This window comes from Paenibacillus sp. YAF4_2 (assembly GCF_052113225.1).
GTDB lineage: Bacteria > Bacillota > Bacilli > Paenibacillales > Paenibacillaceae > Pristimantibacillus.
Map to the genome: position 1 here is coordinate 455,241 of NZ_JBFRCT010000003.1, position 13,839 is coordinate 469,079.

12 protein-coding genes are annotated in these 13,839 nt (G+C 48.5%); 8 read left to right on the forward strand and 4 right to left on the reverse strand.

The genetic code is table 11. From position 1 onward, the window contains the following. The first annotated feature begins 141 nt into the window (after positions 1 to 141). The 3 genes from AB4Y93_RS09470 to AB4Y93_RS09480 all read left to right on the forward strand — a co-directional run bounded on the left by AB4Y93_RS09470 (position 142) and on the right by AB4Y93_RS09480 (position 5,391). Complete coding sequence (locus AB4Y93_RS09470) at positions 142 to 1,311, forward strand: exonuclease SbcCD subunit D (protein ID WP_441891216.1); 1,170 nt, start codon at positions 142 to 144, stop codon at positions 1,309 to 1,311. After that, on the forward strand, positions 1,308 to 4,400 hold the full coding sequence (locus tag AB4Y93_RS09475) for an AAA family ATPase (RefSeq protein WP_441891218.1): 3,093 nt from the start codon (positions 1,308 to 1,310) through the stop codon (positions 4,398 to 4,400). The genes AB4Y93_RS09470 and AB4Y93_RS09475 overlap by 4 nt, the downstream gene beginning before the upstream one ends. Before the next feature lie 175 nt (positions 4,401 to 4,575). After that, positions 4,576 to 5,391, forward strand: coding sequence for a hypothetical protein (locus tag AB4Y93_RS09480; RefSeq protein ID WP_441891220.1), 816 nt, complete (start codon positions 4,576 to 4,578; stop codon positions 5,389 to 5,391). A gap of 60 nt (positions 5,392 to 5,451) precedes the next feature. Here the strand turns inward: AB4Y93_RS09480 and AB4Y93_RS09485 are convergent, their stop codons facing one another. Then, positions 5,452 to 5,967 carry a hypothetical protein gene (locus AB4Y93_RS09485; protein ID WP_441891222.1) on the reverse strand — a complete coding sequence of 172 codons (516 nt, stop codon included), beginning with the start codon at positions 5,965 to 5,967 and terminating at the stop codon, positions 5,452 to 5,454. A gap of 74 nt (positions 5,968 to 6,041) precedes the next feature. Between AB4Y93_RS09485 and AB4Y93_RS09490 the strand changes: the two genes are divergently transcribed. Beyond that, positions 6,042 to 6,425 (forward strand): DUF423 domain-containing protein, encoded by a 384-nt coding sequence (locus AB4Y93_RS09490; RefSeq protein WP_441891224.1) that lies wholly within the window; start codon positions 6,042 to 6,044, stop codon positions 6,423 to 6,425. A gap of 410 nt (positions 6,426 to 6,835) precedes the next feature. After that, positions 6,836 to 8,737: a putative bifunctional diguanylate cyclase/phosphodiesterase gene (locus AB4Y93_RS09495; protein ID WP_441891226.1), complete on the forward strand. Its 1,902-nt coding sequence runs from the start codon at positions 6,836 to 6,838 to the stop codon at positions 8,735 to 8,737. 63 nt (positions 8,738 to 8,800) lie between these two features. Here AB4Y93_RS09495 and AB4Y93_RS09500 read toward each other — a convergent pair whose 3' ends face one another. Next, positions 8,801 to 9,226 carry a hypothetical protein gene (locus AB4Y93_RS09500; RefSeq protein WP_441891228.1) on the reverse strand — a complete coding sequence of 142 codons (426 nt, stop codon included), beginning with the start codon at positions 9,224 to 9,226 and terminating at the stop codon, positions 8,801 to 8,803. A 173-nt stretch (positions 9,227 to 9,399) separates the two neighbouring features. On the opposite strand from AB4Y93_RS09500, the gene AB4Y93_RS09505 reads away from it, so the two are divergent. After that, positions 9,400 to 9,705 (forward strand): YunC family protein, encoded by a 306-nt coding sequence (locus tag AB4Y93_RS09505; RefSeq protein ID WP_441891230.1) that lies wholly within the window; start codon positions 9,400 to 9,402, stop codon positions 9,703 to 9,705. Positions 9,706 to 9,787: 82 nt separating this feature from the next. Here AB4Y93_RS09505 and mtnA read toward each other — a convergent pair whose 3' ends face one another. Together mtnA and mtnK are read right to left on the reverse strand one after the other, a co-directional pair. Further along, positions 9,788 to 10,843 (reverse strand): S-methyl-5-thioribose-1-phosphate isomerase, encoded by a 1,056-nt coding sequence (gene mtnA, locus AB4Y93_RS09510; RefSeq protein WP_441891232.1) that lies wholly within the window; start codon positions 10,841 to 10,843, stop codon positions 9,788 to 9,790. Positions 10,844 to 10,879: 36 nt separating this feature from the next. Next, on the reverse strand, positions 10,880 to 12,094 hold the full coding sequence (mtnK, locus tag AB4Y93_RS09515; protein ID WP_441891234.1) for an S-methyl-5-thioribose kinase: 1,215 nt from the start codon (positions 12,092 to 12,094) through the stop codon (positions 10,880 to 10,882). A 197-nt stretch (positions 12,095 to 12,291) separates the two neighbouring features. Here mtnK and AB4Y93_RS09520 point away from each other — a divergent pair, with 197 nt between their 5' ends. Continuing rightward, positions 12,292 to 12,888 (forward strand): DUF1802 family protein, encoded by a 597-nt coding sequence (locus AB4Y93_RS09520; protein WP_441891236.1) that lies wholly within the window; start codon positions 12,292 to 12,294, stop codon positions 12,886 to 12,888. A gap of 161 nt (positions 12,889 to 13,049) precedes the next feature. Beyond that, positions 13,050 to 13,829 carry a Fe-S cluster assembly ATPase SufC gene (gene sufC, locus AB4Y93_RS09525; protein ID WP_167280275.1) on the forward strand — a complete coding sequence of 260 codons (780 nt, stop codon included), beginning with the start codon at positions 13,050 to 13,052 and terminating at the stop codon, positions 13,827 to 13,829. Positions 13,830 to 13,839: the final 10 nt, after the last annotated feature.

A 13,839-nucleotide genomic window follows, 5' to 3' on the forward strand; every position in this document is an offset into this window, starting at 1 on the left:
TAATCTATGAAGTCCGTCTACTAATGTACCATTGTTCGGGCATAGGGGAAATATTTGCAGGAAGGAAAATGCCGTCGAAACGCGAATATATGTACGGTTACGGTATCTAGGTACAGTAGGATAGAAAGGGATGTTCATAGAGTGAAATTTTTTCATACTGCAGACTGGCATTTAGGCAAGCTTGTGCAGGGTGTATATATGACGGAAGACCAGCGTTATGTGCTGGAGCAATTTGTACGTGCAATTGAGGAAGAACGACCGGATGCGGTCATTATTGCGGGCGACTTGTATGACAGGGCTGTTCCGCCTACGGAAGCGGTTGATCTGCTGGATGAATTGCTGGAAAAAATCGTAGTTGAGCTGGATACGCCAGTGCTCGCCATTTCAGGTAATCACGACAGCCCGGATCGGATCGACTTCGGAACGGCGATGATGGAGAGCCGGGGGCTTCATATTGCCGGAAGGCTGCGGGAGGAACATAAGCCCGTTGTGTTGAAGGATGCGGATGGCCAGGTGCATGTGCATCTTGTGCCTTATGCCGATCCTGCACAGGTGCGGCATGCTTTTAATAACGAGAGCATCCGGACACATGATGAGGCGATGCTGGCGATTACGAGTCGCATTTCCGGGCAAATGGATCCGGCGGCAAGACATATTTTGGTCGGACATGCTTTCGTGACGGCGACTGGTGCTGCTGAACCTAATACTAGCGATTCGGAACGCCCTCTAGCGATTGGCGGTGCCGAGCATGTTCGGGCTGCTTATTTCGAGCCCTTCCAGTATACCGCATTGGGGCATTTACATCAGGCGCATTTTGTCGGCAGTGAAAAAATCAGATACGCCGGTTCGCCTCTGAAATACTCCATATCCGAGGAGCATCACAACAAAGGCTATTTGGTCGTGGAGATGGATGCGGATGGGAATGTCTCTGTTGAAAAGCGTGAGCTGAAGCCATTGCGCGATATGCGGCGGATAACGGGTCCAATTGAAGAGATTGAAACGCATCCGGTATGTGACGATTATGTATTCGTTACGCTGCTGAATGATAATCCCGTGCTTTTCCCGATGGAAAAGGTTAGGGCTGTCTATCCAAATGCGCTGCATGTGGAACGCAGAGTAACGGCTGTCCGCGGAACAGGTGAAGCAGGGGATACACCGGAGGAGGCTGCACGCAAAAGTGATGCTGATCCGGTCAGCTTATTTGAATCATTTTATATGGAAGTGAAAGGTGTACCGCTGGATGAGCCGAAGAAAAAGCTGTTTGCAGATGCGTTTGGCGGATTGCTTCGAGAGGAGGGTGAAGTGCGATGAGACCTCTCAAAATTACGATGACGGCCTTTGGTCCATACCGGGACGCAGAGGTCGTTGATTTTGGCGAACTTGGCCAGCATCGGCTGTTTGTTATTTCCGGCAGTACGGGAGCGGGTAAAACGACGATTTTTGATGCGATCTGTTTTGCGCTGTACGGCACGGCAAGTGGTGAAGACCGCTCGGAGCCGCGTATGCTGCGTAGTCATTTCGCTGACGATGAGAAGCATACAGCGGTAGAATTGGATTTTGCGGTTGGGCGCCGTATGTATCGGATTTTCCGTCAGCTTCCTCACCGGAAAGGGACGAACAAGAGCGAAACGGGCGGTAAAGCGGAGCTGTATGAATTGACAGACGGCGAAGTGGTTCCAGTCGTTGACCGGTTCACGGTTGGGGATGTGAATGCTAAGCTGGAGACGATTATTGGCCTCTCGAAGGAGCAGTTTAATCAGATCGTCATGCTGCCGCAGGGTGAATTCCGGAAGCTGCTTACATCGGATACAGATAACAAAGAAGAGATTCTGCGGCGGATCTTCCGGACGGAGCTGTATCAACGGCTCGAGACACGTTTTCAACAGCAGAATCGGGAGCTTGGCGACTCACTGAAGGAAGCGAAGATCAGCGTTGACCATTTCATGAAGCAGGCTGCGGACAATCTTCCAAGGAGAGAAGGAAGCACGCTGGAGCAGACTCTTGCTCAAGAGCTGTATAGCGCTGCGCAGCTGTCGGAAGCTTTGGAGCAGGAGATTAGCTACTATCGCCAGCTCATGACGGAAGGCGAAGCGGGGAAAAAAGAGCTGCAGCGGATGCTCGATGAACAGGAGCTGACGCTGCGCGGGGAGCTGGCGCTGCAGGCGCGGTTTGCCGAGCTGACTAGCGAGAAGGCGAAGCAGGAGCAGTTAGCGGCGCAGTGCAGCGAGTATGCGGAGCGCGAGCACCGGCTTTTGCTCGCGGAACGCGCGGCGCTGCTTGTGCCGTACGCGGAGCAGGCAGGCCGAGCGGAGCGGGATGCCGCGGCGAAGCAGCAGGCACGCGATATGCGGCGCCAGGCGGCGGATGCCGCGAAGGAGGCGCTTGCCGCAGCCGAGGAGCGGTATCGCCGCGAGGAAGAACGCGGCGAGGAGCGGCAGGCTGCAGAGCGTGAGCTGCACAAGCTGGCGGAGCTGGCGCCAGCCGTGCAGACGCTGGAGGCGCAGCGCGTAGCGGTGGAGCAGCTTGCTGCTGCGGAGAAGAGCGGAGCCGCGAAGCTTGCTGCTGCAGAGGCACAAATCGCCGAAGCGAAGGAAGCGAAGCAGGCGCTCGCGGCACAGCTCAAAGCTTTCGAGAGTGATGCTGAGATTCTGCCCGCTATTATCGAGCAGCGGAGTCAGGTGCTGCAGATTGGCAAGTATATTTCCAAGCTGATCGAGCTGGAGAAAGAACTGGCTGTGTACTCTACCCTTATTGAAGAGAGAACCCAGTCGCTTTCTCATATACGTGAGGAACATGATCAATTAGAGCGGAGCTGGGTTGAAGGACAAGCAAGTCTATTAGCCGCTCATCTTCATGACGGTCAGCCTTGTCCGGTATGCGGAAGTGAGGAACACCCAGGTAAAACGGTTACAGCGGAAGCCGTGCCTTCACGGGAGCAGCTTCAACTGGCAAAGGAGCAGCTATCGCAGGTTGAACGTGAGTTGAACGAAGCCAAGCTTCAGGCTGCTTCTGCACGTTCGAGTTGGGAAGGCAGCGCGGCAGAGCTGGCGGAGTATGGCGCCGAGGCATCGGGACTCGCGGAGCAGCAGATTTCCTTGAGGCAGCGCTGGAAGCAGCTGAATGAGGAAGCGGAACGTCTGCAGAAGCAAGCAGAGCAATCCAAGCAGCTGAAGCTGAAGGCAGAAGAGCTGGAACAGCAGCTTGATCGGCTGCAGCAGGCGAAGGATCAGCTGCAGGCGGAGCAGCAACAGATTGCGGTTGAGAAAGGTGCTAAGCAGTCAGCACTATCGAAAGAGCTTGAGCGTATTCCGGAGTCGCTTCGCTCACCAAAGCTCATGGAACAGCGGCTGAAGGAGCAGCGTACCTTAGCAGAATCTCTTGCCGCTGCCTGGAAGGATGCGCAGGATCAATTGCTGCGCAAGCGTGCCAAGTTCGCAGAGGAGCAGGCACATGCGGAGCAAACTGAGCTGCAGCTGATTGATGCGAAGAACAACATGGCGCTTGCGGTGAAACGTCTGGAAGAAGAACTAGTCAAAGCGGAGTTTGATTCCATGACAAGCTTCCATGAGGCGCATATGCCGGAGCCGGAGAGCCGGACGCTTAAAGCTCAGATCGAAGCTTACAAAACGGCCGTCGCAGCTGTAAGGAAGCGGATTGACGAGCTCGAGCTGGAGCTTGCCGGCAAAGAGCAGGCAGATATCGAGCTCCTGAACGCCGAGATTGCGGACATGAAACGACGTATTGAAGCGGCAGGTAATGCTTTGCAGATCGCGGCACGTTTCGCCGATGATGCCGGAAGACTAAAAACATCGATTGATCAAGCTTCTGTAAGAGTGAAGGAGCTGGAGGCGAAGCTTGCGCATGTGCTTGATTTGTACCAAATGCTTAAAGGTGACAATGCACTCAAAATTTCATTCGAACGTTATATCCTTATCGAATATTTGGAGCAAATTTTGCATGCGGCGAATGCTCGGCTCCGTCATCTGTCCGGGGGACAATTCGTCCTGCAGCGCAGCGACAGACTGGAGACACGCGGCAAACAGAGTGGTCTTGGTCTTGATGTGTACGATGCTTATACGGGGCAGAATCGTGATGTGAAGACGATGTCTGGCGGCGAAAAATTTAATGCTTCGCTTTGCCTGGCGCTGGGGATGACGGATGTTATTCAATCGTATCAGGGCGGTGTCTCCATTGAGATGATGTTCATTGATGAAGGATTTGGTTCACTCGATGAAGACTCTCTGAACAAAGCGATCGAGGCTCTTGTGGATCTGCAGCGTTCTGGACGTATGATTGGCGTTATCTCTCACGTGCAGGAATTAAAGCAGGCTTTCCCTGCAAGTCTTGAAGTATATAAGACGAAGGAAGGCTATAGCCGAACGTCTATTTCGGTAAAATAATGACAGTACTTGACACTATCCTAGAGCTGACCGTATAGTGAAAGAACATATGCGGCAACGCGCAATGATCGTAAGGGAAGCACCCTTCGAACCAGCCTTTTGGCTTGGTTTGAAGGGTGCTTTTTTGCGTTTATTTACGTCCGCTGTGACCAATAAACAAGGAGGATTTATTCGTATGAAATCTCGAATGTTGAAGGCAGTTATATTTCTTACCTTATTGTTGTCTGCTCTGCTGCCTGCTGCTGTTACGGAGGCGGCTGTGAACACGTTGTCCACAACAGCGCAGAAGCAATTCGACAAGACGAAGGCGGCATTATCTTCTAGTGACTCGGCCAAGCTGCAGTCGCTGTACCAAAGCTTCATCCAGCAGCAGAATGCAATAGGGGAGCGCGATACGCGGCTAAAGGTGACGAGCAAGACAAACGACGACAAGGAATCTGAGATCCGGCAGAAGATCAAGCTTATTGATAAGGCCAAGCTGGATGCGCTGGACCGGAAGGTCACGCAGCTGAAGCAATATTACCAGCCCTTGTTTGATAAGTATGCAGTCGCTCAAGCTGAATTAAAGGCAGCTAGGAAATATGGGATTAAGGAGCTGACAGCGGCAGTTCAGCTGAAAGTTGATCTGCTCGAGATATCGGTGAAGGGTGCCAAAGAGGAAATACGAACGGCTCAAAATGCACTTAGCTCAGCGAAATCATCCGCAAGTGACAAAATGAAGCGAATGCGCACTCAGCTTGATGCGATTAATGCACAGGAGCAGCAAGTATCAACAGCAAAGTCGGCGATCAGCCAACTGAACAAGCAGAAATCTGCCGAGTGGAGTGACTTGTTGTATGCGCTTCGCAGCTATGACGGGAAGACAGCTATCCGTTCTCTTACAACACTGTTCAGTGTCGTCCAACAAATTTCTGCTCAGCAGATCAAAATAGAAGGTTATGAAAACAAAATAGCAGCCATTAATAAGAGCGTCTCGTATCAGCTTGTATAGAAGCTGCAAATACAAAGAAGAGGTCGTCCCTGAGAGACGGCCTCTTCTTTGTATTTGTTGCTAAATTGTCGATTGCGCTGCAGCAGAGGCAAGACCTATAATAACTAGGCCGACAGTTCCGAGCACGACTAGACCGTTTAACACAATTCCGATAATCGCGAATGTTTTACGCCGAGTCCTCGAAGCTGCGCCAATGATCCCAAGGATTAGACCGATAATAGCAACACCGACAGACGCGAGCATACAGAAGCCTGCAATAAGAATAGGCACAATGTTAGATGGAAGTGCCTCACCATTGATGTTTTCCAGTTCATTCAGGAAGGCTTGTGGATCATCCGAGACGCTGCTGGCGAAGACAGCCGCGCTGATGAAAGCACCAACAATTAAGAGTACCGTCACAAGCGCTAGGATGAAGGATGCTATACCTAAGCCTGATTGTTTCAGAGGTTGGTTCTCTCTTGGTGGTGGTGACTTGAATGAAGGCCTGGATGCGTAAGGGTTATCATAAGTCTGTTCAGGATTTTCGGTTGAAATCGCATCCTGGTCCGGCTGTATAGGATTACGTGGTTCCTCCAAGAAAGATCGACTCCTTTGGAATAAGTGGATTTACTTGTAAGATTATACACAAACATGAAAGGGATGAAAATAAGATGTCTCATAAATATTTTGCATACGGTGCTATTGGTGCTGCTTTGGCGGTTGCTCTTGGTGCCTTTGGTGCCCATGGTCTGAAGGATACCTTATCGGAAGATATGCTGGAAGTGTACGAGACCGGAGTTCGTTATCATATGTATCACGCCCTTGCCTTAATGTTGGTCGCTCTGCTTGCTGATCGGATTGGCGATACGAAGCTTGTAAGAGTTGGGGCTCGTCTTCTGCTCATAGGAATCGTATTATTCAGCGGAAGCTTATACGCGCTGGCACTCAGCGACATCTCCATTCTGGGTGCAATTACACCACTTGGCGGCGTGGCCTTCCTAGTTGGCTGGGGTTATATTGCAGCGGCAGCACTGCGTGCCCGGAAGAAATCATAAAACAGAAAGCCCACTATAAGGTAATAAAGAGGCCTCCTTCCCCACTTAACAAGTGGTGGAGGAGGCTCTTTTTTGTCTAACAGTAGTATAACTTTCAACGCTAACTATCATCTTAACTCGCCAGATTGGATTTCATACGAGGGGCTAGTTTGAAGTGGTGTGATAATGATTTGGCTGTTTAGTCCTGCTATTTAATGGTGTGCCTAGTGTCAGATTATTAATAATTATAGGTCTGAAAAGCTATTGGAATCATAATGAAACTATCGAATTACCTTACTATTCGACATAACTCGCCTAATTTCTACAAGTACTTTTTATCGTTTTAGTAAATATTTCTATACCGCAAAGATCATTTCGTTTATAATGTAGCTAACACTCGCTAGACCTGACAAGAGGAAGGAAGTTGGTGCGTGACGAAACGGATGGACGGCTCGCCTAATAGACGGCTTCGAATTTCGCAGTCATTTGCCATGCTGCGGACGGCTGCTCTTACGATATCAATTGCCGCGGCGCTGTTCCTTACAGCTGCCTTATATAGGAATGCCGCCCCCCTGTTGGAATGGACGGCTTCAATAGTTGCCGTTTTGGCATTGGCGATAACGATCTTCTTTTATGTTAAGGACCGTCGAATGATAGGGTTTCGGAACTTCCATACGCCAATTGTAGAGACATTGCTGCAATCGGAAGCTGTTCCGCTTGCGATACTTGATCGGGATGGCGTCATTATGGAAATGAATATTGCCTCAAGCAATACGCTAGGTTATTCACGATCCGAACTGCTTGGGACAGCTCTTGCTCCTTTAGTTGAGCCGGGAAGCCGGAACAGCTTGCAGGAGATGATGGAACAAGCCCTTCAAGGAAAGTCTGAGCAGCGCAACATTAATATTAAACATCGCTCCGGATTTCCGCTCGAGCTGCAGATGATTAGTGCACCGATGTTGAAGGAAGAAGAAGTCATTGGAACGATCATTGTCAGTCAAGATTTAAGTGACCGGAAGCGTAATATAGAGCGGATTCGGTATATGGCTTATTATGACGATATGACAGGACTTCCGAACCGGACTTTATTCCATATTCGATTAAATGAAAGTCTTGCACTCGCCAGAGAGCAAGATCAAATGATAGGTTTATGTTATTTGGATTTAGATCGCTTTAAGCTGGTAAATGCATCATTTGGACGTGAATTTGGTGATATGCTGCTTATGCAGGTTGCCGAGCGGCTGACTTCTGCACTTGGAGACCAAGGTATTATGGCGCGTATGGAAGGCGATGAGTTCACCTTACTGTTCCAGAATATTGAGTCGGAATCCGAGCTTCTCGAATTGGCACGTAGTCTGTTGCATGCCATTGATGAACCATTTGAACTAAAGGGCTTCCCTTTACATATAACAGCGAGCCTTGGAGCGGTAACAAGCATGATCCAAGAGGATGATGGATATATGCTCTTGAAGAAGGCTGATATTGCACTGGTGAAGGTGAAGGAAAGCGGTAAGAATGATTGTATGATGTACTCCGAGAGCTGGAGCAACTCTTCGTTCGAACGTTTGACCCTTCAGCATGAGATGTATCGGGCTATTCAACGCAGTGAGTTTATTCTCCATTATCAGCCGCAATATGATCTGGTATCCGGAATGATGGTTGGAGTAGAGGCACTTGTAAGGTGGCGGCATCCTGTCAAAGGAATGATTGCCCCAGGTGAATTTATTCCGATTGCTGAGGAAAGCGGTATGATCATACAGATTGGTGATTGGGTGCTAGAGGAAGCATGCCGACAGAATAAAGCTTGGCAGGATGCAGGGCTTCCACCGATGCCGGTATCCGTTAATCTGTCGATACGTCAATTTGTTCAACAGGATCTATCAAGTAAGGTAGCTTCTGTGCTGGAGAAAACAGGATTAAAACCAGAGTATCTCGATTTGGAAATAACCGAATCGATGACCATGGACACTGGACATGTATCACGTTGTCTGCTTGAGCTTACAGATATGGGCGTTGGCATCAGTGTTGATGATTTCGGTACGGGCTACAGCTCATTCCATTATTTAAAGAACTTCCCGATTGATCGCCTGAAGATCGACCGCTCATTCGTAAGGGATATTCAGCAGGATCCAAGCGATGCGGAGATTGTAGCGGCAATAATCGCTATGGCGCATAACTTGAATATTCAAGTCATCGCTGAAGGTGTTGAGAATGAAGAACAGATGGAGTTTCTGAGGAAACACCACTGTGACGAAATGCAAGGCTATTTCTGGAGTCCTCCAGTGTCTAGCGCGGCTATCGAGCAAATGCTTGGAGCGGCCTTTATTCAATAATGATAAGTTTGTACAAAACAACCCCCGTACGTAAATCCGTACGGGGGTTGTTTTCTGTTTCCATTAGTCTTGAAAGTCTTCAATTTCATTCATTCTAAAGGTGTACACTTGCTTCTCATCTACATGGTAGACCGTTATTAGATTCCCATCCTCATCAACATTAAGAATTCGGCAGGGGATGCTGAGCTTTATACCAAGCCCTTTATTGACGATCAATCGTATTAATTTATTACTTTTCATAAAAGCCCGGATGGAATCGAATCCGCTAGGTGGAGCTATAGGAACCGGCTGTCTGCCTGGTAATTCCGATTTACGCTGATCAATGAGCTGCCCCAGTTGGATACCATTTAATATGCGATAGTCAGTTATTGCCCCTTGGTTAAGCGTCTTAATAAGCTTCTCCAAAGCTTCACCATTGTTACCGCTTTCAATGAGCAATTCAACCTGGAATACATATGAGTTTGTGCGGGCCGATTGTGTTGGGTTCATAGTTCCTCCGGACTAAATAGTTAATAATATCTTAATAAATATAACATCAAATCAAGTGTCTATGTAGTCCTAAAATCAGCGTCTGACCAACACTGCTGAACAGGTTCTGCATATAATGTTGTTGCGGTTCGAACTGACCTGTCACGGCCTTGATGTGAAGGAGGTGTCCTAAAATGATGAGAATGGTTCCTGTGCCTCTTGGGGACGGGATTATTGCGCTTGGCGTTGAAGTTAAGCTGCCGAAAACGACACTGCTTTCTATATCCACTGATAGAGGGTATATTATGTGCGGTGCCTTGGATGTAGGGCTTCTTAATGACCGGCTGAAGGATAGAGAGATTATTGCTGGTAGAGCAGTTGGGGTGAAAACATTAGAGGAACTGCTTGCGGCGCCTCTAGAATCCGTAACAACTACCGCGGAAACGCTAGGCATCGTTGTTGGTATGAATGGCGCAGATGCGCTCCGCTTGATGATATAGCACTCGAGTGCATAACAAAGAGGCAGTCTCCGGCGTTCAAGCAGGGGACTGCCTCTAATTGATTTAAATATTGTTTGTAATGTTATTCAAACAGTTTCTTCAAATTCACATCAAAAGGCGCCTCAATAATTCCCTTTTCCGTAATAATAGCCGTGACGTACTCGTTTGGCGTAATATCGAATGCCGGATTGTACACCTTCACGCCTTGCGGAGCAGTACGCTTACCAAAGCCTTCTGTAATTTCTTCCGCATTACGCTCCTCGATCGGAATTTCAGCTCCTGTAGGCGTATTAAGATCGATGGTAGACAGCGGGCAGGCTACATAAAACGGAATGCCATGAGCTTTTGCCAATACAGCAACGCTGTAAGTACCGATCTTATTAGCTACATCACCGTTCGCCGCAACGCGGTCCGTGCCGACGATTACCGCATTAACCCAGCCCTTGGACATGACATGACCGGCCATGTTATCGCAAATAAGCGTGACATCTATACCAGCTTGATGGAGCTCAAATGCAGTAAGTCTTGCGCCTTGCAGAACAGGACGAGTCTCGTCTGCAAATACACGAATGTTCATACCGCGTTCTTTGGCAAGATAGAACGGTGCAAGTGCTGTTCCGTATTTCGCTGTAGCAAGGCCGCCAGCATTGCAATGAGTAAGGACGCCAATGTCATCCTGGAACAGAGAAAGAGCATGCTCGCCAATCAGACGATTGGTCTCTTCATCTTCACTTTGAATGGCGATGGCTTCTGTAATAAGCGCCTGCTTCATACCTTCCAGCGTCAAGCCTTCAGCCGCTATGGCCTCGGCACGAGCTTTCATCCGGTCTAGTGCCCAGAACAGGTTAACAGCTGTAGGACGGGAGGTCGCAAGATATTCTGCAGCTTTGTGAACAGCTGTCAGCCATTCCTCAGCGGATTCAGCAGAGCAGCTTCCCAGCACTACGCCGTATGCTGCTGCAATACCAATCGCCGGAGCACCTCTTACTTTCAGGTGGCGGATAGCTTCCCAGACATCTTCCGACGTCACGAGCGGTAAATAAACGATTTCTTCTGGCAGCAGCCGTTGGTCGAGCAAATCAAGCTTATCGTCATGCCAAATGACAGATTGCAGGCCTGTGTAGCTAGTTGTAGTCATCTTGTGAATCCTCTCTTCGCTCAGTATTGCTTATTGTTAATGCTTCGCTTCAGCAGTTAGAATAACGTCGATTGCTTGTTCAATAGAAACCGCGCTGCGGTTCAAATGGATAAGGGATGTACCAATCTCAAGCGCCAAACGCTGTGCGCGTTCGCGTGCAGCTGCATCTGGAATGGTAGCAATGTCAGCGACATGCGCAAGTCCTACGACACGACGGACAATTTTACAGCCGGCATAACCGATTGCATCTTGAAGCAGGCGTCTCATGTACAGATCCTGGTAACCTGGCGTCGTGTTAGCGATACGGTCAACACCATGCTCATTCCATAATGCACGGAACTTCTGGTCGAACTTAGTCCAAGTGTCGCGAACGGTTTCAATCAGATACCCGCGGAAATCAGCAAGCTCGTTCTCGTCTTTAATCCAATATCCTTGTCCAGTGTAATTCAGCAGCAGGTTAGCGATAACCGCGCCGATATCAAAGCCGATAGGGCCGTAATAAGCAAATTCCGGGTCAATGACTTTCGTCGATTCAGGTGTGGCGAACACGCTTCCTGTATGAAGGTCGCCATGAAGCAATGCTTGTGCGCTTGTCAGGAACTTCTCGCGGAGCAAGGCTACTTCGAGATGAAGCGCTTTGTCTTCACGCAGCGCAGCTGCAGCATCTTCAATGGCAGTTTCAATATTATTGTTAGCGGAGACCGTATAAGGATCGTCGAAAATGAGGTCTTCCGTTATTTTGCACAAATCCGGATTAATGAACTCTTTGACGCGCAGCTTTTTCTCCTGCTGGTTCATGCCAAGATCCGAAGTGAAGAACAACGTATTTGCCATAAAGGTTGAAATATCTTCAGCAAATTTCGGATAACGAATGCCATTAATCAGGCCTTGGCGCATAATCAGATGATCGCTCAGATCTTCCATGATTGTCAGGGCAAGCTCTGGATCGTATTTGTACACAGCAGGTACAAGTCCGGGAGAGAGCTTGTTCTGAAGGATCAGTGATTCGCTTTCGATTCGTGCGCGGTCGAGGGATAGAGGCCATGATTCGCCAACAACCTTCGCATATGGGAGAGCTTGCTTCATAATGAGGCTCTTGCCGCTCGCGGCATCAGTAATATGGAAGACAAGATTCAAGTTACCGTCGCCGATTTCACGGCAGTTTAGAGCTGCTCCTGCAGGGAAAAAGCCTTCGATGCTGCTTGCGATTTCAATCGCTTCTTGCTCAGTTAATGGATGATAAGCAGACATGTTTCGTCCACCTCCGGTTTCATATTTAAAAAAGGCCGTAAAGCCAAGTAAACTCCTCAACATAGTATAGCGGATATTATTTCGCCTTGGAATACCTTCAAATGATATAATGTAACGTGACAAAGGACAAGTATCGTTCAGCGATTGCTTGCGAAGTAAGAATTGTTTCACAATTCTTTGTAGGGGGTTCTTATATCATGGAGGCTAACTACCCGGTCGCATTAAAGGAATGGGCCGTAACGGTAAAAGCACTGCAGGAAGGGCATCTTATGCTTGTTATGCGTAAAGGTGGAATTATTGAAGAGACACGGGACTTTCAATTGGTAAGCCCAGGCTTCTACCTTATGCCGGCTTATGAGCATCAGAAGGAGCATTTGCTTAAAGCAGACTATCAGGGGCAGATCCCAGGAACGATGGAAGGATGGACGCCTGACATGGCGTCGATCAAGCTGAGCTCTTATGCAGAGGCTGTAGAGGATATCGAGATTACGGATCAGGCGACGCTGGACCGGATTCGAGAGTATCACATTTGGACGGATACATTTGCAGAGGAGCGGCTCAAATGGAAGCGTACGAAGCCGTTGCATTTGCTGCTGCTGAGAGTGTATCGACTGGAAAAGCCGGTAGAGCTGCCAATGCAGCCAGCTTATAATGGATGTAAATCTTGGGTAAGCCTGAATGAAGATATACCGCAGCCTTTGATGACTCCCGTATTGTCAGATAAGGAATTTGAGCAGCAGGTGTGGTTAATCAAACAAGCATTAATAGGAAGAGATTTTTCAGAGAGCTCATAATTTCCAGCCTAAAGGCGTTCCCGCATTGATTTATAACAAAACTTATAATAAAATAATTATTGAGAATCATTGAGAATCACTCTATAATATTCCCATTTGGAAATTCATTTATAGGGATGAGCCTAAAAACCGATTACCAACCTTGGAGGGATAACTATATTATGGCAACACATTTTGTCATCGATGGCCTGAAAGCAGAGATCGAAGGAAAAGAAATTTTGAAAGGCATTAACCTTGAAATCAAAGGCGGAGAAATCCATGCAATCATGGGTCCTAACGGTACTGGTAAAAGTACTCTTGCATCCGCATTGATGGGTCACCCGAAATATGAAGTAACAGAAGGCTCCGCTACAATTAACGGCGAAGACCTGCTGGAGATGAGCGTTGACGAGAGAGCACGCGCTGGCCTGTTCCTTGCTATGCAATATCCTAGCGAAATTCCTGGTGTAACAAACTCCGACTTCCTCCGCAGCGCTATTAACGCTCGTCGTGAAGAAGGCAGCGAAATCTCGCTGATCAAGTTCATCCGTCAAATGGAAAAGAAAATGAAGGAACTTGAGATGAACCCTGAGTTCGCTCACCGTTACCTGAATGAAGGCTTCTCCGGCGGCGAGAAAAAACGTAACGAAATTTTGCAAATGGCTATGATCGAGCCGAAAATCGTTGTTCTTGACGAAATCGACTCCGGCCTTGACATCGATGCACTGAAAATCGTATCCAACGGTGTCAACGCTATGCGTTCGGAAGACCGTGGATTCCTGATCATCACTCACTACCAACGTTTGCTGAACTACATCACGCCAGACTTCGTACACGTTATGATGCAAGGCCGCATTGTTAAATCAGGCGGTCCTGAGCTTGCACAACGTCTTGAGAACGAAGGTTATGACTGGGTTAAAGAAGAACTTGGTATTGTTGACGAAACAGTAGGTCAAGCTTAATCGGCGGAGA

Coding starts and splice junctions, on each gene's coding strand:
- AB4Y93_RS09475 (WP_441891218.1), top strand. CDS start 1,308: ATGAGACCTCTCAAAATTACGATGACGGCCTTTGGTCCATACCGGGAC.
- AB4Y93_RS09480 (WP_441891220.1), top strand. CDS start 4,576: ATGAAATCTCGAATGTTGAAGGCAGTTATATTTCTTACCTTATTGTTG.
- AB4Y93_RS09490 (WP_441891224.1), top strand. CDS start 6,042: ATGTCTCATAAATATTTTGCATACGGTGCTATTGGTGCTGCTTTGGCG.
- AB4Y93_RS09500 (WP_441891228.1), bottom strand. CDS start 9,226: ATGAACCCAACACAATCGGCCCGCACAAACTCATATGTATTCCAGGTT.
- AB4Y93_RS09505 (WP_441891230.1), top strand. CDS start 9,400: ATGATGAGAATGGTTCCTGTGCCTCTTGGGGACGGGATTATTGCGCTT.
- mtnA (WP_441891232.1), bottom strand. CDS start 10,843: ATGACTACAACTAGCTACACAGGCCTGCAATCTGTCATTTGGCATGAC.
- mtnK (WP_441891234.1), bottom strand. CDS start 12,094: ATGTCTGCTTATCATCCATTAACTGAGCAAGAAGCGATTGAAATCGCA.
- AB4Y93_RS09520 (WP_441891236.1), top strand. CDS start 12,292: ATGGAGGCTAACTACCCGGTCGCATTAAAGGAATGGGCCGTAACGGTA.
- sufC (WP_167280275.1), top strand. CDS start 13,050: ATGGCAACACATTTTGTCATCGATGGCCTGAAAGCAGAGATCGAAGGA.